Genomic DNA, 20,511 nt, shown 5'->3' with positions numbered 1-20,511 from the left:
AATATAATATAATTTTAAGAATATTAATTATTTTTTAAGGAGAGATTATGAAACAAACACAAATAATAATCTTAGACTTTGGAAGTCAGTATACCCAACTTCTGGCTCGTCGAATTAGAGAAAATAAGGTTTTAGCCGAAGTCTTGGATCACCGTACTAACGTTGAAAAAATGAAAGAGTACCCAAATTTAAAGGGAATTATTTTTTCAGGGGGACCATCAAGTGTTTATGAAGATAAATCATATAAAGTTGATGAAGGGTATTTCCAATTAAACTTACCCATCTTAGGGGTTTGTTATGGTATGCAATTAATAACAAAACTTTTCAAAGGAAAAGTAGAATTAGCGGATACTCAAGAATTTGGTAAAGCAAAACTATTTTTAGATGATAGTAAAAATAAATTGTTTAAAGGAGTTCCTGATCAAAAACTTGTTTGAATGAGTCATGCCGACCATTTAACAAAAATGCCACCAGACTTTATTAAACTTGCGCATTCTGATTCAAGTGTTGCAGCAATTATGCATAAAAACAAAGAAATCTATGGTATTCAATTTCATGCTGAAGTAACGCATTCAGAATACGGGGGACAAATGCTGAAGAACTTTGTTTTTGATATTTGTAATTCTGAAGCAAATTGAGAAGTTAGTTTTTTTATTAAAAATAGTGTTGATAAAATTAAATCAGAAGTTGGAACTGATGAGGTAATTTTAGGACTATCTGGGGGTGTTGACTCTAGTGTTGCTGCTGCATTGATTTCCAAAGCAATTGGTGATCAATTAACTTGTATATTTGTTGATACTGGATTACTAAGAAAAGATGAAGGTCAAAAGGTTCTTAAAACCTATCAAGAAAATTTCAAGATGAAGATAAAAATGGTTGATGCTTCAAACCAATTTTTCAAAGCTTTAAAAGGGGTAACAGACCCAGAGCAAAAACGAAAAATTATTGGAAGAGAATTTGTTGAAGTTTTTAACGCTGAAGCTAAAAAAATGAAGCAAGCAAAATGATTGGCTCAAGGAACAATTTATCCAGATGTGATTGAATCAAGTTCCCCAGATCATGCCTCAAAAACAATAAAATCTCATCACAACGTTGGAGGGCTACCTGAAGAAATGGGCTTGAAGTTACTTGAACCAATTCGTGATTTATTCAAAGATGAGGTTAGAAAAGTCGGAATAGCTTTGGGGATTCCAGAAGTAATGATAAATCGCCATCCATTTCCGGGTCCTGGATTAGGAATTCGTATAATTGGTGAAGTAAATAAAGAAAAAGCTGATATTTTAAGAGAAGTAGATGATGTATTTATCAATGAATTATGAAAAGCTGGTTTATATAATCAAGTTGATCAAGCTTTCGCTGTCCTTCTACCAGTTAAAACTGTTGGTGTGATGGGAGATAATCGAACTTATGACTATCTTGCAAGTTTAAGATCGGTAAATACTATTGATTTTATGACTGCGACTATTTCTCACTTGCCTTGAGACTTTATTGAAAATGTTGTAGCCTTAATAATAAATAATGTAGATCATGTTAACCGAGTTGTTTATGATATAACTTCTAAACCACCAGGAACAATAGAATGGGAGTAATAAAATGACAAATGATTTGAATGGCAAAATAGTTGCAACCGGAGTTACTTTTGATGATGTTTTGCTAATACCAGCTAAAAGTGAGGTAATTCCAAGTGAGGTTAACTTACAAACTAAACTTACTCAAAAAATTACCTTGAATATTCCTTTTCTGTCAGCTGCAATGGATACAGTAACAGAATCAAAATTGGCAATCGCGATAGCCCGAGAAGGTGGAATGGGAATCATCCATAAAAACCTATCAATTGAAAAACAAGCCGGTGAAGTTGAAAAAGTTAAACGTAATGAATCAGGTTTCATAAACGACCCAATTACAATTGGTAAAACTACAACTATTGCAAAAGCTGATGAGCTAATGGCTTATTATCGAGTTTCAGGATTTCCAGTAGTTGATGATAAAGGATTATTAATTGGTATTATTACTAACCGTGATATTGCTGCTGCTAATTCTTTTGAAGATAGTGTGGATTCAGTTATGACTAAAGAAAACATTATCACTGCTAAACCAAAGATTTCTTTGGATGAAGCTAAGAAAATATTAATTAAAAATCGTATTGAGAAATTACCAATAGTTGATGAAAAAAATAAACTAGTAGGATTAATTACAACAAAGGATGTTAATAATCGAAACGACTATCCAAATGCTTGTAAAGATGAGCAAGGAAGACTAAGAGTTGGAGCTGCTGTTTCTACTGGAGTTGATACAATAGACAGAGTTGAGGCTTTAGAAAGAGCTGGAGTTGATGTAATTGTTGTTGATTCAGCTCATGGTCATAGCAAGGGCATAATTGAAACAGTTGTTCAAATTCGCAAGAAATTTCCTAATTTAGAAATCATTGCTGGTAATATTGTTACCAAAGAAGCTGCCAAGGATTTAGTGGCTGCAGGTGCCAACTGTGTTAAGGTTGGTATTGGTCCAGGAAGTATTTGTACAACCAGAGTTGTTGCTGGAGTCGGAGTACCACAAATTAGCGCTATTAATGATGTTGCTTCTTGATGTATTGCAAATAAAATCCCAGTTATTGCTGATGGGGGAATTAAATTCTCTGGTGACATCACTAAAGCCATTGCTGCGGGAGCTAATTGTGTTATGCTGGGAAGTATTCTGGCAGGAACTCAAGAATCACCTGGAGAAGAGTTAATTGTTAATGGTAAAAAATATAAAACTTATGTAGGAATGGGAAGTATCGCTGCTATGAAACGCGGAAGTAGTGATCGTTATTTTCAAAAGGATGCTAAAAAATTAGTCCCAGAGGGAATTGAAGGCCGTGTTGCCTTCAAAGGAACTGTAAGTGAGGTTATTTTCCAACTAATTGGAGGATTGCGCGGAGGAATGGGTTATACAGGGTCTAAGACCATTGTTGACCTAAGAGATAAAGCAAAATTCATTAAAATCACAAATGCGGGTCTAAAAGAGTCTCATCCTCATGATATTGAAATTACCAAAGAAGCACCTAACTATAATATTTAGATATAAAAAAATCTCTTAATCTTATTTTAGGAGATTTTTAAATTTATTAACAAAAAAGTCTGAATCTTACTTGAACAGATGAAAATTTTAACTTGATAGTCTATAATAAAAATAGAGGTTAATAAGCATGAATAAAAATTATAAAGATTTTATGAGTTTGAAAGCGCTAAATGATAGCCTAACAGGCAATTCGATGACATCTGTGGAATTTAAGCAGGTTATCAATAACATCACAAATTTTATAGATCAAGAAATCTTTATCAATGATGATTTAGTTTTTCAACTAACAGAAATAAGTAAAAACAGTGGTCGTGATTTAGACATTAATTTTAAATCCAGTTTTGTGATTGAAAAGGATTTAGAGTTAATTTTTAATAATCTCAATTACTGTAAAGAACTATTAGAACGTTGCTTATTTCAAAAAACCATTTTTTTCAATTTTATGATATTTACAGAGGTTAAATCTATGGTAAGATATTACTTGGAAAAGTCATACCGCTACAATTCGTTAATGGATTATAAAAAGCTATTTAAAATTAACTCTGTTCAGTTTCATGAGCAAAATGAAATGTTTAAGTACTTATTTTCAATTTTTGATAAATTAGTTTATATCATAAATCACTTGAACCAAAAGTATTTTAAAAACACCACATCTGATAATAGGGACTTAACACTAAAATTCTTTATTAATTTTGCGGGAGACGCAAGAAGTTTTACTAAATCAGCAGAACATCACGAGAAGCTGGTTAAAGGATTAAATGCGATTCGCTATTCTAATGCATGACATTATGTCAGAAAATTACGCAATAATCTAGAACACGATTTTGCAGACCCATCATCTCAGTATAATATTAGTTTTTCAATTCTGTTATTATTCATAATTATAGGGCGCTGTATGTTATTAATAAATGATACTTTTATGGATGATCGTGAAATTAATGAAATTTTGGCAATCCAACAAAGAAAAATCAAAAATCAAAAATAGGAGTTTATATGAAAATTTGAAATGAAGTTAAATTAGATAATTTTACAGGCCCGTTAGACCTTCTTCTTCATCTGATTAAGGAAAAGAAGATTGGGATTCTGGAAGTAAATTTAATTGATTTATCAAACCAGTACATTGAATATATTAACTCTTTTGCTGAATTGGATATTGAAATTGCAAGCGAGTACCTAGTAATGGGGGCTTATTTACTTGAATTAAAGTCTAAGACCCTAATTCCAAAAGAAGAAGTTAATTTAGAGGATGGCTATGAAGAAAACCAAAGAACCGAGCTTCTGGGGCGTTTGGTTGAATATCATAAAATTAAGCAAACTCTGGATTTCTTTAAATCAAAACAAGCAGAATATTTACAGACTCACTCTAAACCTAAATCAATAATCAAAGTTTCTAAGATTGATGACGATAGCTTACCTTTAGCCCCAATTAATATTGATTTGGATAAATTTGCCAATATCTTCTTAAAAGCAATTGAAAAAAACCAACTAAGAACTCCTTCAGTAAAAACAATTACTCGAAAAGATATTTCCCCAGAGGTAATGAGTGCTCAAATCATAAGCATTTTAGAGTCTGATAAGAACAGAATTTGATTATTAGAGGATTTCTTAATTGAACAAGATTTTACCATCCAAATGCTTGTAGCGAGCTTTTTAGCAATTTTAGATTTAGCAAAAAACCAAATTTTATCAATAAATCAAATTAATGATAATATTCATATCCAATATCTTGATAATAGTTTAGAATCAAATATAGAAGCCTAAAGAAGGGGAAGTAAAAATGAACAAAGAAAAAATAATGGGAATTATTGAAGGTTTATTATTCATTAGTGGAGATGAAGGAATTGGAGAAGATTATATTCATCTTATTTTAGAGGATCAAAAAGAAGAAGTTATTCAAGAAGCAATTCAAGCTTTAAAATTGAAATATCAAAACGATCAAACTTGTGGAATTGATATTCAAAAATTTGCTGGAAATAAACATCGAATGATAACAAAAAAAGAATACCACGATTTTATGGTGAAAATGACTAATATAAAATTAGAATCAAAACTATCTTCGGCCTCAATTGAAACTTTGTCGATTATCGCTTATAAAGGACCGATTTCAAAACCAGAAATAGAACAGATTCGTGGTGTTGGTTGTGACCAAATCATGTATAAATTAAAAATTCGCAATTTGATAAAAGAAATGGGTAAATCAGAGCTTCCAGGAAGACCAATGTTATATTCTGTCACAAATGATTTTTTAAAACTATTTAATTTAAATAGTCTTTCTGAACTTCCTGAACTACCAACTAATAATGATCAAGAAGATGCTGATATCTTTAACAGGGAGTAATTATGATTGAAGAACGTTTACAAAAAATAATTGCCAATCGTGGCTATGCTTCAAGAAGAAAAGCAGAAGAATTAATTTTAGCAGGTAAGGTTAAGGTTAATGGTGAAGTTGTTAAAGAACTAGGGACAAAATTTCCAATTGATGCTAAAATCACAATTTCAAATAATGAAGTTATAAGTAGTGGTGAAAAAGTTTACTACCTATTCTATAAACCTAGATTAGTCTTAACAACAATGAAAGATCCTAAAAACCGTCCCACAGTTGCTGATTACTTTGAAAATGTCGGTGAAAGAGTATATCCTGTTGGGAGACTAGATTATGATGTTTCAGGATTGTTAATTATGACAAATGATGGAGATTTTGCAAACTTTGTAATGCACCCAAGATATGAATTTACAAAAACATATCAAGCATTATGTAAAGGCAAGGTTTCAAAATTTCATGTCAAGCAACTAACTCGCGGAGTTACAATTGATGATGATTACAAAACTAAAGCTATTTCATCAAGATTGGTAAAATACGATGAAGATAAAGATGTTTCAGTTATTGAGTTAACAATTGCAGAAGGTCGAAAACATCATGTTAAAAAAATGTTAATTGCAGCTGATATCTATTTGGTTAAACTGAAACGAACTAAAATTGAGTTCCTTACAATCGACAATTTAGAACCAGGCCATTACCGTCCGCTAAAGCCTCATGAGGTTAAACAATTCTATGGTATCTTTACAGCAGTTCGTCGTAAAGGTGACAGAGATTCAAAAATTAACAAATAATTATATTATAATTTAGATATTTTTAAGTTATAATAAAAAAACAAATCAAGAAAAGAGGAAAAAATATGAGAATAGCACTTTTTGGAACAGTAGGAGCGGGTAAGTCAACAGTTTCAGAATACATTAGTAAAACAATTGGGCATGAAATTTTCCCTGAACCAATTGATAACAATCCCTACTTTGAGGCTTATTATGAAGACATTAAAAATAATGTTTTTAAAATGCAAATTTTTATGCTCGCAGCGAGAAGTAAGCAATTAAAACAAGCTCAGCAGCTTAAAAAAATAATTTTTGATCGTACAATTTTAGAAGATCCAATTTTTATGCAAGTAAACCACGATTTAGGAAATGTTAATGACGTTGACTTTAAAACCTATAATGACTTTTACGAAAATGTTGTTTTACAAACTCTTTCAATTCCAGATGAACGTGTAAAATTTGATATTATTATTTATTTAAAAGTTTCAACTGATAAGGCAATGGAGAGAATCAAAACTCGTGGTCGTGATAGTGAAGGACTAATGGGTCGAGAATACTGAGAAGCTTTAAATAATCGTTATAATGATTTTTATCAAAAACATAAAGCAACTTTTCCATTCTTCGTTGTTGATGCAGAAACTGATGACATGGAAGCAAAAATGGAATTAATAATGGGGGAAATCTACAAAATGGACCCAAGTTTAAAACCTAAAAAATAATTACCACCAATTCCTGATTGACTTTTAAAGTTGACAGGAGTTTTTTGTTTCTTTTCAAATAATGTGTTTGGTGATAAAAAATATTATATAATATCAAGGTATTTAAAGAAAGTAGGATTATTAATGGGAAGAGCCCACGAAGTTAGAAAAGCTGATATGGCAAAAACTGCTGCTATGAAATCAGCAATTTATGGAAGAGCTGCAAAAGAGATTTATATGGCAGCTAAACAGGGAGGAACGGACCCTAATGCCAATCTGGCTTTAAGAAGTGCGATTGATAAGGCAAAATCAAAGCAAGTTCCAACAGACACCATTGAAAGAGCGATAAAAAAAGCAGCTGGTGCTGATAATGAATCTTTTATCTCTAATCGCTATGAGGGTTATGGACCTGGTAATGTGGCAATTATTGTTGATTCGTTGACTTCAAATGTTAACCGTGCCATTGCGGAAATAAAAGATGTTTTTAAAAAGAACGATGGTAAAATTGGAGTTTCAGGATCAGTTTCACACATGTTCCAAGCGACCAGTGTTTTTGCTTTTGAAGGTTTTGACGTTGAAGCAGTACTAGAATATCTAATGGAAGCTGATGCAGCCGTTAATGATGTTGTTAAACAAAATAACTTAACTTTTGTTTATGCACCTTTTGCTGCTTTTAACCAAGTTCGTCAAACTTTGGACAAAATGGGGGTTAGTGAATATAAAGTTGCTGAAACCACAATGTTACCAAATGATGAAGTGTCAATCGATGATGAAGAAAAGAAAAAAAGTTTTGAAAAATTGATAGACCGACTTAATGAATTAGAGGACGTTCAAGATGTTTACCACAATGCCGCTTAATTAAAATTTTATATTAGAATGGAGCGATCAATATGGCGGGTTTAAGTAATATGAATTTCTTATTATTAATTACTGTAGCTTCTACTTTTTTATTTTTGGTTGGAGTGCGTCTTTATTTCACACTTTATCACAATAAAATGGAAGTTCCAGTAATCAAATCAGCAGATATAAATATTTCAAGTTCTAAAATAGATGAAATGATTAGATTATTTCAAATATATTCAAACTGCGCCGATTTAAAAGTAGTTTATGAAAGACAAAATAGTTATATAAAGACTTTTTGTAATTTAAATCGTAAAAAGAAACTTATTATCATCCCAACTATTACTATTAATTCAGTTGGTTATGAAATTGATTATATTTTGGGTCGCATTTGAACTGCTGCAAAAATTTACAATAAAAACCCAAACATAATGAATTACCGTAGATTAACAATCATTTATCCAATTTTTTTCAAAATTGTTTACTACGCTTTCTTAGTATTTTCTATTATACTTTTCATTTTGTCAAAAGTTGATTATGAAAATATAATTTTATCAAATTCATTTTTATTTTTCCTTTATCGTATACCAATTTTATCAATTACTACGATTGCTGCTTTTTTGGGATTGATAATATTATTTGTCATGGCTCAAAATTCAAAAATAAACTTAGAGGATTACTATGAAATGGAAGTATCTGTTTTTGTTAAAGACCAATTGGTGGGTTATCAAAGTGATTATTTGGCAGCGAGAGTTTATTCTCGATCAATCCCATATTTACAGATTCCAATTATGAAATTCTCTCGTAGTACTGACAACATAAAGTATTTCGGACCCTTTAATTTATTCTAAAAATTGATTATAATATAGTTATATAAAAATATTTAACCTTTTAACTAACATATTTTTAGCCTATTAAATTTTAATAATTTAATAGGCTATTTTTTTTAAAAAGGAGAAGTCTTTATGGAATTTAAAAAATTTTATCAATCATTGAAATTTTACTTTTGCTTCTTATCGGGGTTATTAGTTTCTCTAACTTTAATAATAAGTTATTTGTATGGTCTAATTAACATTAGCGAAATCAGATCTTCTAATGGATTAACTCAAATCTGAAAATTAGACTCCAGAATTAATGGTTTGATAATTTTTGATCGAGAAGGCTACACAATAAACTTCCTTTTCTACTTCACCACACAGATTAACATTTTAATTTCCTGCGCTTTATTTTATCTGGCTTTTTATCAAAACGAATTTAACAATAAATTTTATTTAACAAGAAAAGTTTATACCGGAATTTGTGTTTATGCATTTTTAATGCTTTTCATTTTTTGAACATTTTTAATTCCTGATAAGATTAAACTATCTGCGTGAGAAATTGTTAAACAGATTGTTATTCATTTAATTGGTCCAGTTTGTCTAATTTTTGCAACTCTTTATTGATTTAAAAGTTATGAGTTCGTTAGACATAAAATTTTTTTCAAAAAAGATTTGTGAAAAATTTATATTTATCCAATAATTTACTTAATTTTGACATTAATAAGAGGTGAGTTTCGCTATCTGGCCAATAAACCATTACAAACACAATATCCATATTTCTTCCTTCATATTCACTCCAAGAGACCAATTAAAGAAATTGAGTTAGCTGGATGAGAGTGGTTGCTAATTATTGTAACCATCATAATAATACTATTGCCAATATTTAGCCATTTGCTTAATTTTTTGCTCAATAAAATTAATCACAAATCAAAAGTTAAGTAATTTGCTTAACTTTTTTATTTGATATATAATTAGTATGATAATAATATATGGAGAATGCAATGAAAAAGATACTAAAAATATTAGCAGCAACAAGTATGATTGTTGTAGCACCACTTAATGTCATTAGCTGTAAAAGCGAACCTGAAATTATAGATGAATATGATTACACAACAACAATAAATAGTTTCATTGAAGAAACAAATTCCATTTTTAAAATTTCTATTTGAGAAGCGTTTTTGCCTTATACATGAATCTCAGAAGAAGAGGGAATTCCTGGAGGTTTTAGTATTCAAGATCTTTTAACTCACGAATCTGACTTTCAAGATAAAGATAGTTTATATTTTAAACTTGTTTCAGAACAAGTTTATAAAGTATTACCCACAGCTGAAATAAGCAGTAAATTAATTGATAATGTTACAAATAATGTTAACTATAAACCAGTTCTTTTGGATTCGGGAACCCCATTAAAAGATGGGATAGAAATCGAATCCATTAAACTATATCAAAAAGGTGAAAATCTTTCGGTTTTTTTCGGTTTTGAAAGTCAAGTTTACTTTAAAGACAGACTTGGTAAAAAGAGCTCTCAAAAAATTACAGCTAACACAACAGTTAATATTTTTGCCAAAAAAAGCGGAGCTCAAAAAGCTCAGTTAATTTCAGATGATTATGATAAATTAGTTAATAAGACTAATGCAAATAAATATTCACTGATAAGTGATAATGGAAGACAAGATGAAGTGGCTGAAACAATTAAAAAAGATGAAGACTTTAAAACACAACTAAAAGCAGACGTTGAAACTTTGAAAAATAATAATAGTAATATTGAAGAAATTTATTATTCTGATATGGAATTAAAAGTTTCTAGAAATTCTATTATAAATGCCAGCAGGTACAAAACCGAGTCTTTGATTGGTGAATTTGACGAAAGAGTGGAAACTTTAAACAAGGCTCTAACCGGAGATGAAACTGCTAGAGAAACTTTTTTAAGAAATGCTATCAATGATGAAACCGGAGACTGGATCAGACCGATTATTGATAGTCATTATGAAAAAAAAGTCTTAGATGAAGCAATTGCTAAAGATCCAAATATTTCACGTTCTGTGAACCAATATAATCTATCCAACAACTTAGAAGAAAATTTAACAATTAAAAATTACTTAGAGTCACAAAAATCAGATTTTAAAATTGATGAAAATTTAGATAATTTAACAATTGGTATTTATGGAATCCAAGTTTCTGATATTTACTTTAAAATTGAAGGACAGTTTTATGAATTACCTAAAAAAATCATTTTTGTTAGACAAAAAACCTCATTTCCCAATACAAAAAAACTTTATGAAGATTTTATCGAGACTTCACTAACATATCAAAGAAAATTTTATAATCTTGATAGATTCCCATACAATGAAGACTACATTAATCAGTCATACTGACTAAGATTACCAAAAGACGAAAAGTACTTCATAATGGGAAATAAACATCCCGTTGATGAGGTTCGTTATTCATTAATTATGAATAATAATCCTGAAGCAGTAGAACTACTTGAGGAAAAGGGTTATAATTCTGAATTTGTTAATAACGAATCTTTAAGAATTCCTAAAAGTTTACAATATGAAGTACATAATTTTAGTCCAGTAGCGAAAATACATTTTTTAGAAAAGATAGGAAAGTTTACAAACGATGCTTCTTTAAGAGTTTATTTGTTTTCGTTTGCTAACACTATGTCAGGAACAACCTCATTTTACACTTTAACAAGCGACAAAAGAGATAAAATTGAATTTATAAGCCATCAGAACAGATTTAGATATGATATAGATCACAGTAAATCAACATTTTTAATAGACTTTTATAAGTAAAATTTAATTATTTTATTTATAGAAATAATTACTTTTTAAACTTTAAAAATATTTTTATTACTAATTTAGAAAAAAATATTAAAAAATTACTTAAAGAGCTAAAAATTATAATTTATTCTAAAGGGCATCTTGATTCATTTTAGATTCATAAAAAGTTAATTATAATTACTTTCAATCCAAAGAATTAAATTTTTTTATTTCTTAAAATCTGTATTTCCAAGAAGTTTGCTTAACTTTTTTATTTGATATATAATTAGTATGATAATAATATATGGAGAATGCTATGAAAAAAATACTAAAAATATTAGCAGCAACAAGCATGATTGTTGTAGCACCACTTAATGTTATTAGTTGCAAAAGCGAACCTGAAATTATAGATGAATATGATTATGCATCTACAATAAACAGTTTCATTGAAGAAACAAGTTCTCTTTTTAAAATTTCGATTTGGGAATCCTTTTTGCCTTATACATGAATTTCCGAAGAAGAAGGAATTCCTGGAGGTTTTAGTATTCAAGATCTTTTAACTCACGAATCTGACTTTCAAAATAAAGATAGCTTGTACTTCAAAGTTGTTTCAGAACAAGTTTATAAAGTTTTACCCACATCTGAAATAAACAGTAAATTAATTGAAAATGTTACAAACAATGTTAACTATAAACCAGTTCTTTTGGATTCGGGAACTCCATTAAAAGATGGAATAGAAATCGAATCCATTAAACTATATCAAAAAGGTGAAAATCTTTCGGTTTTTTTCGGTTTTGAAAGTCAAGTTTACTTTAAAGACAGACTTGGTAAAAAAAGCTCTCAAAAAATTACAGCTAACACAACAGTTAATATTTTTGCCAAAAAAAGCGGAGCTCAAAAAGCTCAGTTAATTTCAGATGATTATGATAAATTAGTTAATAAGACTAATGCAAATAAATATTCACTGATAAGTGATAATGGAAGACAAGATGAAGTGGCTGAAACAATTAAAAAAGATGAAGACTTTAAAACACAACTAAAAGCAGACGTTGAAACTTTGAAAAATAATAATAGTAATATTGAAGAAATTTATTATTCTGATATGGAATTAAAAGTTTCTAGAAATTCTATTATAAATGCCAGCAGGTACAAAACTGAGTCTTTGATTGGTGAATTTGACGAAAGAGTAGAAACTTTAAACAAGGCTCTAACTGGTGATGAAAATGCTAGAGAAATTTTTTTAAGAAATGCCACCAACGATGAAACTGGAGACTGAATTAAACCAATTATTGATAATCCTTTTGAAAAAAAAGTCTTAGATGAAGCGATTGGCAAAGATCCAAATATTTCACGATCGGTAAACCAATATAATCTAGCCAACAACTTAGAAGAAAATTTAATAATTAAAAGTTACTTAGATTCTCAAAAATCAGATTTTGCAATTGATGAAAATTTAGATAATTTAACAATTGGTATTTATGGAGTGCAAGTTTCTGATATTAACTTTAAAATTGAAGGACAGTTTTATGAATTACCTAAAAAAATCATTTTTGTTAGACAAAAGACTTCATTTCCCAATACTAAAAAACTTTATGAGGATTTTATTGAAACTTCACTAACATATCAGAGCAAATTTTACAATCTTGATAGGTATCAATATGAAGAAGACTTCATTAATCAGTCATACTGACTAAGATTACCTAAGGTTCAAGAATACTTCCCGTTAGGTGTCAAACTCCCTGTAGATGATGTTCGCTATTCATTTATTATGAATAATAATCCTAAAGCGGTTGAACTACTTGAGGAAAAGGGTTATAACTCTGAATTTGTCAATAATGAATCTTTAAAAACACCCAAAAGTTTTCAATGCGAAAGAAAGTCTTTTACCACAGAAATTAGAATTCATTTTCTGGAATCGGTCGGAAAGTTTACAAATGATGCTTCTTTAAGAATTTATTTGTTCTCGTACGGTAACACCATGTCAGGAACAACCTCATTTTATACTTTAACGAGTGATAAGAGAGAAAAAGCTGAATTCATAAGCCATCAATGAAATTTTAGATGAAAACTCCAGTCTGTAAAATCAACTTTTAAAGTGGATTTTTATCAATAAAATTTAATATTTAATTTATCAAAATAATAATTCTCATTACTAAATATGAGTAAATGATTATCACTATGAAGTTTGAATACTTTATTTGATTCATATTTATTACCAAAAACAAGGAGGAAAAAATGAAAAAATTATTACAAGTGCTGGCTTCAGTTTCTTTAACTGTGACCTTACCTTTGAATGTAGTTAGCTGTAAATCTGAAAAAACTAAGATTAATGAATTTGATTACTCAACAGCCCTAAATAGTTTCATGGAAGATGTAACCACAATTTTTAGAAATGCTATTTGAGAGGCTTTTCGACCATTTGCGTGAGTGTCAGAAGAAAGCCTACCAGTTGATTTAACAATTCAAGAACTACTTGAAAATGAGTCTGAATTACAAGATTCAAACAGTGCGTTTTTTAAAAGAGTTTCTGAACAAATTTTTTTAATAGTACCAAACGAAAAAATAAATTCTCAGATAGCTTCAAATATTACAAATAACGTAAATTACACCCCTTTGATAATTGATTCATCAAATCCACTAAGAGACGGGATTAATATTGAAGAAATTAAAATTTTGAAGAAGGATTCTCAAAATTCAAATGAAAATAATTTATCAGTTTCTATTACTTTTTCAACTCAAGTATATTACGCTGAGAGAATGGGTGGAAAAACTTTTCAAAAAATTTCAACTGAAGTTTCAATAAATATTTTTGCTAAAAAAACCTCAGCTCAAAAGGCCCAAGAAATTTCAGATTTGTACAGTAATTTTTTAAATAAAAATCTTGCAAATGAATATTCTTTTGAAAGCGGTAAAGGAAGACATGATGAAATTTCAGACGAAATTAATAATAGTGAATACCTAAAAAAACAATTTAGTAAAGATATAAGAAAAATACAATCACAAAATAGTGACATTCAAGAAATGAATTTAGGGGGGCTAGAAGCATCTGTAATTCAAAGTACAATTACAAATGCTAGTCGATATAAAACCGAATCAAGAATTGCTAATTTCGACGATAGACTTAGTCTTTTAAATAAGGCTTTATGTGGAGATACAGATTCTCAAGAAGTTTTTTTAAGAAATGCAAGTAATGATGACACCGGTGATTGAATTAGACCTATAATTAATGACCCAGAGGAGAAAACGGTTCTGGATGATGCAATTGAAAAGGATTCAACGATTTCAAGATCCATTAATCAATATAACTTAAAAAATAATTTAAAAGAAAATTTTTCAGTTGAAAGTTATTTGTCAAATCAAAATTCTGAATTTGAAATTGATGAATCTGCGGATAAATCAACAATTGCAGTTTATGGTGTTGAATTTAAAGGGGTCCAGTTCAAGATGGATGGAGATTTTTACGATTTTTCTGATCAATTAATATTTTTAAGACAAAAAACTGACGGAAGTACAAAAAAACTATATGAGGATTTTATTGAAAATGCTTTTTTATATCAACAAGATTTTTATAATATGCAAAAATTTCCTTATAAAAAAGATTACTGAGATCAGACTTATTTTATAAGACAGAAAAAAAATAAAAAAGCTTTTAAAGACGGAACTCGATATCAATTGGACGAAAATATGTATTATGCCCTTATGAATGGTAATCCTTTAGCAACTAGCAGATTAAAGGAAAAAGGTTTTAATGCCAAAATGGAAAATAATCAAACAGGACAAATCCCTTCGTATGTTATCTATTGTATTAGCAAAGGTGTTGCCTACTTACATTTTTTTGAATTTGATAAACCTAAAACACAAACAAATGATGTATCTTTAAGAACATACTTTTTCTCAAATGGTAATTCAATGTCGAATACCACTAGTTTTTATTTCACTTCTCATGAAAAAAGAGAAAAAGTTTTTTGAAATGGAAATTCTAAAAAATTCAGAAAAGACATTAGATTTTATAAATCAATGTTTAATGTTGATTTCTATGAATAGTTTAAAATTATTTTATTTCAACAGTTATTAAATAAAATACTAAAGAAATTAAAATAAAAATCTTAGTAATATTTTAACCATCCTTTTGGATGGTTTTTTTATGTAAATTAAAATAATGAATTTTTGTGAAATAAAAACCACACCAAAGATTATTGCTTTGGTGTGGTTAGTTAGTCTAGTATTTTAACTCTAATATTATATTTTAATTATTTTATTTTTTAAAGTAATTTAATCCCAATACTTCAAGACCGGCTAGAGTAATAAAGTTGTATGGCTTATTAAAGTGAGGTAAGAAGAAAATATCAACCAATGGTAATTCATCAATGGTTAAACCTTTTTGAATTGCTAATGAAAACATGTACATAACCTCGGTATGGTTTGCTAATGAACCGATTTGAGCTCCAATGATACGACGAGATTTTTTCTCTCAAATAATTTTGATTCAAACTTGGTTATAAGTTTCCATAAATTCAGGGCGATCATTATCGGTGAACATAATTGAGTCGTAATCAACTTTTTCTGCTTTACAGGCAGTTTCGCTCATTCCAACCCCAGCAAGGTTTCAACCAAAGACTGAGATTCCATTAGCACCAGCAAATCCACTTGAAGGTAATTTGTTGCCATTAGTAATATTTAGTGCAGCAATAATTCCAGTTCTTACTGCTGTGGTAGCTAGTGCTAGATAAGATTTTTTACCAGAAGCATAGTTTAATACTTCCACACTGTCCCCAATTGCATAAATATCTTTATTTGAAGTTTGCATGAATTCATTAGTAATAATAGCTCCATTTGGGGCTAAATCGATTTTACCTTTAAACATTGGGGTTTCGGGTCTAAATCCAACCGCTCAAATTACCATATCAACTGGATAAGTGCCTTTATCAGTTACGACTTCTGTTACTTTTCCATCTTTTCCGTTGAATTTTTTAACTCCTTCATTTAAATGGAGTTTAACTCCTGCTTTTTTCATATCAGTTTCCACTAAATCAGTAAATTGGTGATCGTAGTACCTTGGCATAATTCTGTCAGCAACATCAATTAAAGTGACATCTTTACCATTGGCAGCAAAAGCATCCACTAATTCAATTCCAATGTAACCAGCTCCAACAACAGCAATTTTCTTAACACTTTTGTCATTATTTGCTTTGTGGATTTTTTGCCCATGTTGGAAAATTTTGACAACATTAACTCCCTCTAAGTCGATTCCTTCAATTGGGGGGATAATTGGTCAACTTCCGTTGGCAATAATTAACTTATCGTAGTTATCATCAAAGATTTCCCCAGTCTCTAAGTTTTTAATACGCACAGTTTTTTTAGCTTCATTTAATTCAATCATTTCATGACGCATTTTAACTTTAATATTTTCTGATTCTAAAATTTCAGGTGAAGCATAAAATAGTTGTTTTTCATCCTTAACATCACCTTTTACTCATAAAGCGATTCCACAACCTAAGAAAGAAATGTTGTCATTTTTGTCATAAGTGACAATTTCCATTGATTTGTTAGTTCTTCTTAGCGTTCTAGCTGCTGTAGTTCCGGTATGATTAGTACCGATAATAATAGTCTTCATTTCGAATATCTCCTTTAGTGCCTCCGCACACTAATATAATACCACCTAAATATAATAATCTCCGTATAATATTTATTTTATTAGAAAATATTATTATTTTTTATTCAAAATTGGAGTATAATTCTTGTGAGAGAGGAGTTAATGAATGCATTTTTTAAACAATAAATCAGTAGATCCCTATTATAATTTAGCTGTTGAGGCCACCTTGTTGGAACGCGATACTTCAGAAATCATTTTTATTTTATGACAAAATGACAATACAATTGTAGTTGGTAGAAATCAAAATACTTATCAAGAAATAAATCAATTGAATTGCTTTAATGATAAAGTAAATATAATTCGTCGGATTTCTGGGGGTGGTGCTGTTTATCATGACTTGGGAAATTTAAATTTCTCTTTTATTATCAATGTCAATGATGATAGCCCGACCACTTATGAAAAGATTTTAGAACCAGTAATTTCGGTTTTAAATAAGCTTGGAGTAGCTGCTGTTTTCTCGGGAAAAAACGATATTGTCGTTGAAGGTAAGAAAATTTCAGGAAATGCCCAGCATCGGCTTAAAAACCGTCTTCTACATCACGGAACTTTAATGTTTGATATGAATTTAGAATTAATTGGTAAGTACTTAAATGTTGATGAACTTAAAGTCAAAGCTAAGAAAATCCAATCAGTACCAGCACGAGTGGCTAATATAAAAGATTTTCTACCATTTGATATTAGTTTGACAGAATTCAAAGAAATGTTAATTGAAGAAATTTCTAAGACTGCAACAGAAATTAAATTTAGTGAAGCTGAACTAAATCATATAAATGATTTAAGAGACAATAAGTTTTTAACTGATAAATGAAATTTTGAAGAGCCCGAAGAGTTTGATTATAGTAAAAAATTTCATTTTGAAAGCAAAGGACTGGTAGAAGCCAATTTAAATATTAAAGATGGTAAAATCACTCGAATAAAGTTTTATGGTGATTTCTTAGGAAGTTTTGGAACCAAAATAATTGAGGATTTATTAACGAATATTGACTATAAAATTGAGACAATTAGAGGACTTTTAACCGAAGAACTTGTTGATGAGGTTTTTGGAAGGAATTTCACTACTAATGAAATCATCGAACTTTTGTTTAACTAATTTTTATACCAAAGATAAGACTTTAAGAATTAAAAAAGGAAGAAACAAAACCAATAACCAAAAAAATAAAACAAGTTCATCAAAGGCTGCAGTTCAAAATCAAGAACTAATAGCTAGTCAAAATGTTATCAAAGCACCGGTAATCAAAGAGCCTGTGATCAAAGAAGAAATTATTAGTCAACTAATTATTGAAAAACCAATCATCACTAAACCAATTATTGAGGAAGTAATAGTCGAAGAGTCGATAATAACTGATCCGATAATCGAAGAAGTCATAATCGAAGAAGTAATTAAAGAACCCATCATCACTAAGACAATTCTTGGTGAGGAGGATGAAAAACCTATTAAAAAAACAAATATCAAAAAAGAAACCAATTTAAAGAAGGAGCAAATAATGAAATTTTTTGAAAAATATGATTCAAGTAAAAACCAGCGTGTCGAAATTCTTGACTTAGAAGGAAAAATAATTAACGAAAGCCTTCGACCAAAAGAACTTACCGATGAAAAGGTTTTAGAAGCTTATAAAATAATGAATTTATCTCGTAATCAAGATAATTATCAAAATAAAATGCAAAGACTAGGAAAGATGTTATCATTTTTAAGTTCTACAGGGCAAGAAGCAACTGAGGTTGGTTATGCCATGCAATTAAATAAAGGTCAAGACTGATTTGTTGGAGCTTATAGAAATAACGCCGCTTGATTAACAAGTGGAATTCCGATGAGAAATATTATGCTATACTGATCGGGAAATGAACTAGGAAACGTTACCCCAGAAGGAGTTAATGTTCTTCCTGTTAATATTCCAATTGCAACACAATATTCACATGCATCAGGAATTGCTTTTGCAGAAAAATATAAAAAAACCAAAAACGTTGTTTTAACCACAACTGGGGATGGAGGAAGTAGTGAGGGTGAATTTTACGAAGCTATGAACTTTGCAAAACTTCACGAAGTTCCTTGTGTATTCATGGTTGAAAATAACAAATGAGCGATTTCAACTCCAAGGGTAAAAGCAACCAAAGCGCTTAACTTTGCAATAAAAGGGGTAGCTGTTGGAATTAGAAATGTTATTGTTGATGGAAATGATATTTTTGCAGTTTATGCTGTAGTTCAAGAAGCCATTGCATTAGCAAGAGAAGGGAAAGGACCAAGTTTAATTGAGTTTGATACTTACCGACTAGGAGCTCACTCTTCATCTGATGATCCAAAAGTATATCGTCCAGAAGCAGAGTTCCAAGAAGCTTTAACAAGAGACCCTTTAATTAGAACCAAAAAATACTTAATGAGTAAAAATCTTTGAGATGAAGATAAACAAGCTAAATTAGATAATGAACAAGAAGAATTTATCAAAGCAGAGTTTAAATGAGTTGTGGAAAACAATAAAGTTGACTTAATTGATATTTTCCAATACAACTATGAAAAAATGCCACCGCTACTTGAAGAACAATATCAAGAAGCTAAAGAGCACTTTGAAAAACACGGTTATGAAAGAGGTGGACACTAATGCCAGCATTTAATAATATTCAAGCTTTAAATCATGCTTTAGAATTAGCAATGATCAAACACGAAAACATCGTAATTTACGGAGAAGATGCCGGTTTTGAAGGTGGAGTTTTCCGTGCCACTGTTGGTCTGCAAGAAAAATTTGGAGAAGCCAGAGTTTTTGATGCTCCAATCGCAGAAGCTACACTAGCAGGACAAGCAATCGGAATGAGTGTCGCAGGAATGCGTCCAATTGTAGAAATGCAATTTGAAGGGTTTTCTTACCCAGCTTTACAAAATATTTTTACTCACATTGCCAGATTTAGAAATAGAACTCGTGGTCGTTGAACATGTCCACTAGTTATTCGTATGCCAATGGGAGGTGGAATTAGAGCCTTAGAACACCATTCAGAGGCTGTAGAAGCAATGTTTGCTCATTGTCCTGGTTTAACAGTAGTAATTCCTTCAACCCCATTTGATACCAAAGGTTTATTACTAGCTGCAGTTGAGTCAAATGACCCGGTAATTTTTTTAGAACCAACTAAAATTTATCGAGCATTTAAACAAGAAATACCAGAAGAATATTATACTCTTCCCCTGGGAGAAGCCTACAAAATTCAAGAAGGAAACGATTTGACAGTTGTAACTTACGGTGCTCAGGTGGTTGATTGTGAAAAAGCAATCGAAGCTTACAAAATTGAGAACCCAAATGCTTCAGTTGAATTAATTGATTTAAGAACTATTCAACCTTGAGATAAAAAAACTATTGTAGAATCAGTTAAAAAAACCGGAAGATTATTAGTAGTTCATGAAGCCGTTAGATCATTCTCGGTTTCATCAGAAATTATCACCAGTGTTCAAAGTGAATGTTTTGAATTTTTAAAAGCACCTTGCGCTAGAGTAACTGGTTATGACATTATGATACCATTTGATGCTGCTGAATACTTTCACCAGCCTAATGTAAATAAAATAATTGATAAGATGAGAGAGTCAATCGAATTTAAATTTTAATAGA

General features: G+C 30.0%; 17 protein-coding genes. 16 read left to right on the top strand and 1 reads right to left on the bottom strand.

Translation table 4 applies throughout. The features are described 5' to 3' along the window. Positions 1–47 precede the first annotated feature (47 nt). From guaA to SALLE_RS03980, 13 genes are all read left to right on the top strand, one after another. Positions 48–1,589 (top strand): glutamine-hydrolyzing GMP synthase, encoded by a 1,542-nt coding sequence (guaA, locus tag SALLE_RS04040; RefSeq protein WP_115558341.1) that lies wholly within the window; start codon positions 48–50, stop codon positions 1,587–1,589. 4 nt (positions 1,590–1,593) lie between these two features. Beyond that, positions 1,594–3,060 carry an IMP dehydrogenase gene (gene guaB, locus SALLE_RS04035; protein WP_115558340.1) on the top strand — a complete coding sequence of 489 codons (1,467 nt, stop codon included), beginning with the start codon at positions 1,594–1,596 and terminating at the stop codon, positions 3,058–3,060. A gap of 127 nt (positions 3,061–3,187) precedes the next feature. Further along, complete coding sequence (locus tag SALLE_RS04030) at positions 3,188–4,045, top strand: hypothetical protein (RefSeq protein WP_115558339.1); 858 nt, start codon at positions 3,188–3,190, stop codon at positions 4,043–4,045. An 8-nt stretch (positions 4,046–4,053) separates the two neighbouring features. Then, positions 4,054–4,821, top strand: coding sequence for a segregation and condensation protein A (locus SALLE_RS04025; protein ID WP_115558338.1), 768 nt, complete (start codon positions 4,054–4,056; stop codon positions 4,819–4,821). A 16-nt stretch (positions 4,822–4,837) separates the two neighbouring features. Next, positions 4,838–5,398 carry an SMC-Scp complex subunit ScpB gene (gene scpB / locus SALLE_RS04020; RefSeq protein WP_115558337.1) on the top strand — a complete coding sequence of 187 codons (561 nt, stop codon included), beginning with the start codon at positions 4,838–4,840 and terminating at the stop codon, positions 5,396–5,398. 2 nt (positions 5,399–5,400) lie between these two features. Further along, positions 5,401–6,171, top strand: a complete 771-nt coding sequence (locus SALLE_RS04015) for a pseudouridine synthase (RefSeq protein ID WP_115558336.1) — start codon at positions 5,401–5,403, stop codon at positions 6,169–6,171. Positions 6,172–6,236: 65 nt separating this feature from the next. Next, positions 6,237–6,869 carry a deoxynucleoside kinase gene (locus SALLE_RS04010; RefSeq protein ID WP_115558335.1) on the top strand — a complete coding sequence of 211 codons (633 nt, stop codon included), beginning with the start codon at positions 6,237–6,239 and terminating at the stop codon, positions 6,867–6,869. 123 nt (positions 6,870–6,992) lie between these two features. Further along, entirely contained in the window at positions 6,993–7,706 is a 714-nt protein-coding gene (locus SALLE_RS04005; protein WP_115558334.1) for a YebC/PmpR family DNA-binding transcriptional regulator, read from the top strand. 32 nt (positions 7,707–7,738) lie between these two features. After that, positions 7,739–8,539 carry a hypothetical protein gene (locus SALLE_RS04000; RefSeq protein ID WP_115558333.1) on the top strand — a complete coding sequence of 267 codons (801 nt, stop codon included), beginning with the start codon at positions 7,739–7,741 and terminating at the stop codon, positions 8,537–8,539. Between the two features lie 114 nt (positions 8,540–8,653). Further along, a complete protein-coding gene (locus SALLE_RS03995; RefSeq protein ID WP_115558332.1) occupies positions 8,654–9,448 on the top strand; it encodes a Pr6Pr family membrane protein in 795 nt (264 codons plus the stop codon). Positions 9,449–9,507: 59 nt separating this feature from the next. Then, positions 9,508–11,304, top strand: a complete 1,797-nt coding sequence (locus tag SALLE_RS03990) for a hypothetical protein (RefSeq protein ID WP_115558331.1) — start codon at positions 9,508–9,510, stop codon at positions 11,302–11,304. A 283-nt stretch (positions 11,305–11,587) separates the two neighbouring features. Continuing rightward, complete coding sequence (locus tag SALLE_RS03985; RefSeq protein ID WP_115558330.1) at positions 11,588–13,384, top strand: hypothetical protein; 1,797 nt, start codon at positions 11,588–11,590, stop codon at positions 13,382–13,384. Between the two features lie 122 nt (positions 13,385–13,506). Continuing rightward, complete coding sequence (locus tag SALLE_RS03980; protein ID WP_115558329.1) at positions 13,507–15,315, top strand: hypothetical protein; 1,809 nt, start codon at positions 13,507–13,509, stop codon at positions 15,313–15,315. 211 nt (positions 15,316–15,526) lie between these two features. Here the strand turns inward: SALLE_RS03980 and SALLE_RS03975 are convergent, their stop codons facing one another. Then, positions 15,527–16,885: an FAD-dependent oxidoreductase gene (locus SALLE_RS03975; protein ID WP_115558328.1), complete on the bottom strand. Its 1,359-nt coding sequence runs from the start codon at positions 16,883–16,885 to the stop codon at positions 15,527–15,529. A gap of 145 nt (positions 16,886–17,030) precedes the next feature. On the opposite strand from SALLE_RS03975, the gene lplA reads away from it, so the two are divergent. The 3 genes from lplA (at position 17,031) to SALLE_RS03960 (ending at position 20,507) form a co-directional block, all read left to right on the top strand. Then, positions 17,031–18,014 (top strand): lipoate--protein ligase, encoded by a 984-nt coding sequence (lplA, locus tag SALLE_RS03970; protein WP_115558327.1) that lies wholly within the window; start codon positions 17,031–17,033, stop codon positions 18,012–18,014. A gap of 394 nt (positions 18,015–18,408) precedes the next feature. Beyond that, positions 18,409–19,518, top strand: a complete 1,110-nt coding sequence (gene pdhA / locus SALLE_RS03965) for a pyruvate dehydrogenase (acetyl-transferring) E1 component subunit alpha (protein WP_115558729.1) — start codon at positions 18,409–18,411, stop codon at positions 19,516–19,518. Further along, positions 19,518–20,507: an alpha-ketoacid dehydrogenase subunit beta gene (locus SALLE_RS03960; RefSeq protein ID WP_115558326.1), complete on the top strand. Its 990-nt coding sequence runs from the start codon at positions 19,518–19,520 to the stop codon at positions 20,505–20,507. The genes pdhA and SALLE_RS03960 overlap by 1 nt, the downstream gene beginning before the upstream one ends. Positions 20,508–20,511 lie beyond the last annotated feature (4 nt).

It is taken from the genome of Spiroplasma alleghenense, from assembly GCF_003363775.1.
Lineage (GTDB): Bacteria > Bacillota_I > Bacilli_A > Mycoplasmatales > Mycoplasmataceae > Spiroplasma_B > Spiroplasma_B alleghenense.
The sequence above is the reverse complement of the archived record's forward strand: the minus strand, read 5'-3'. Positions and strand labels throughout refer to the sequence as shown.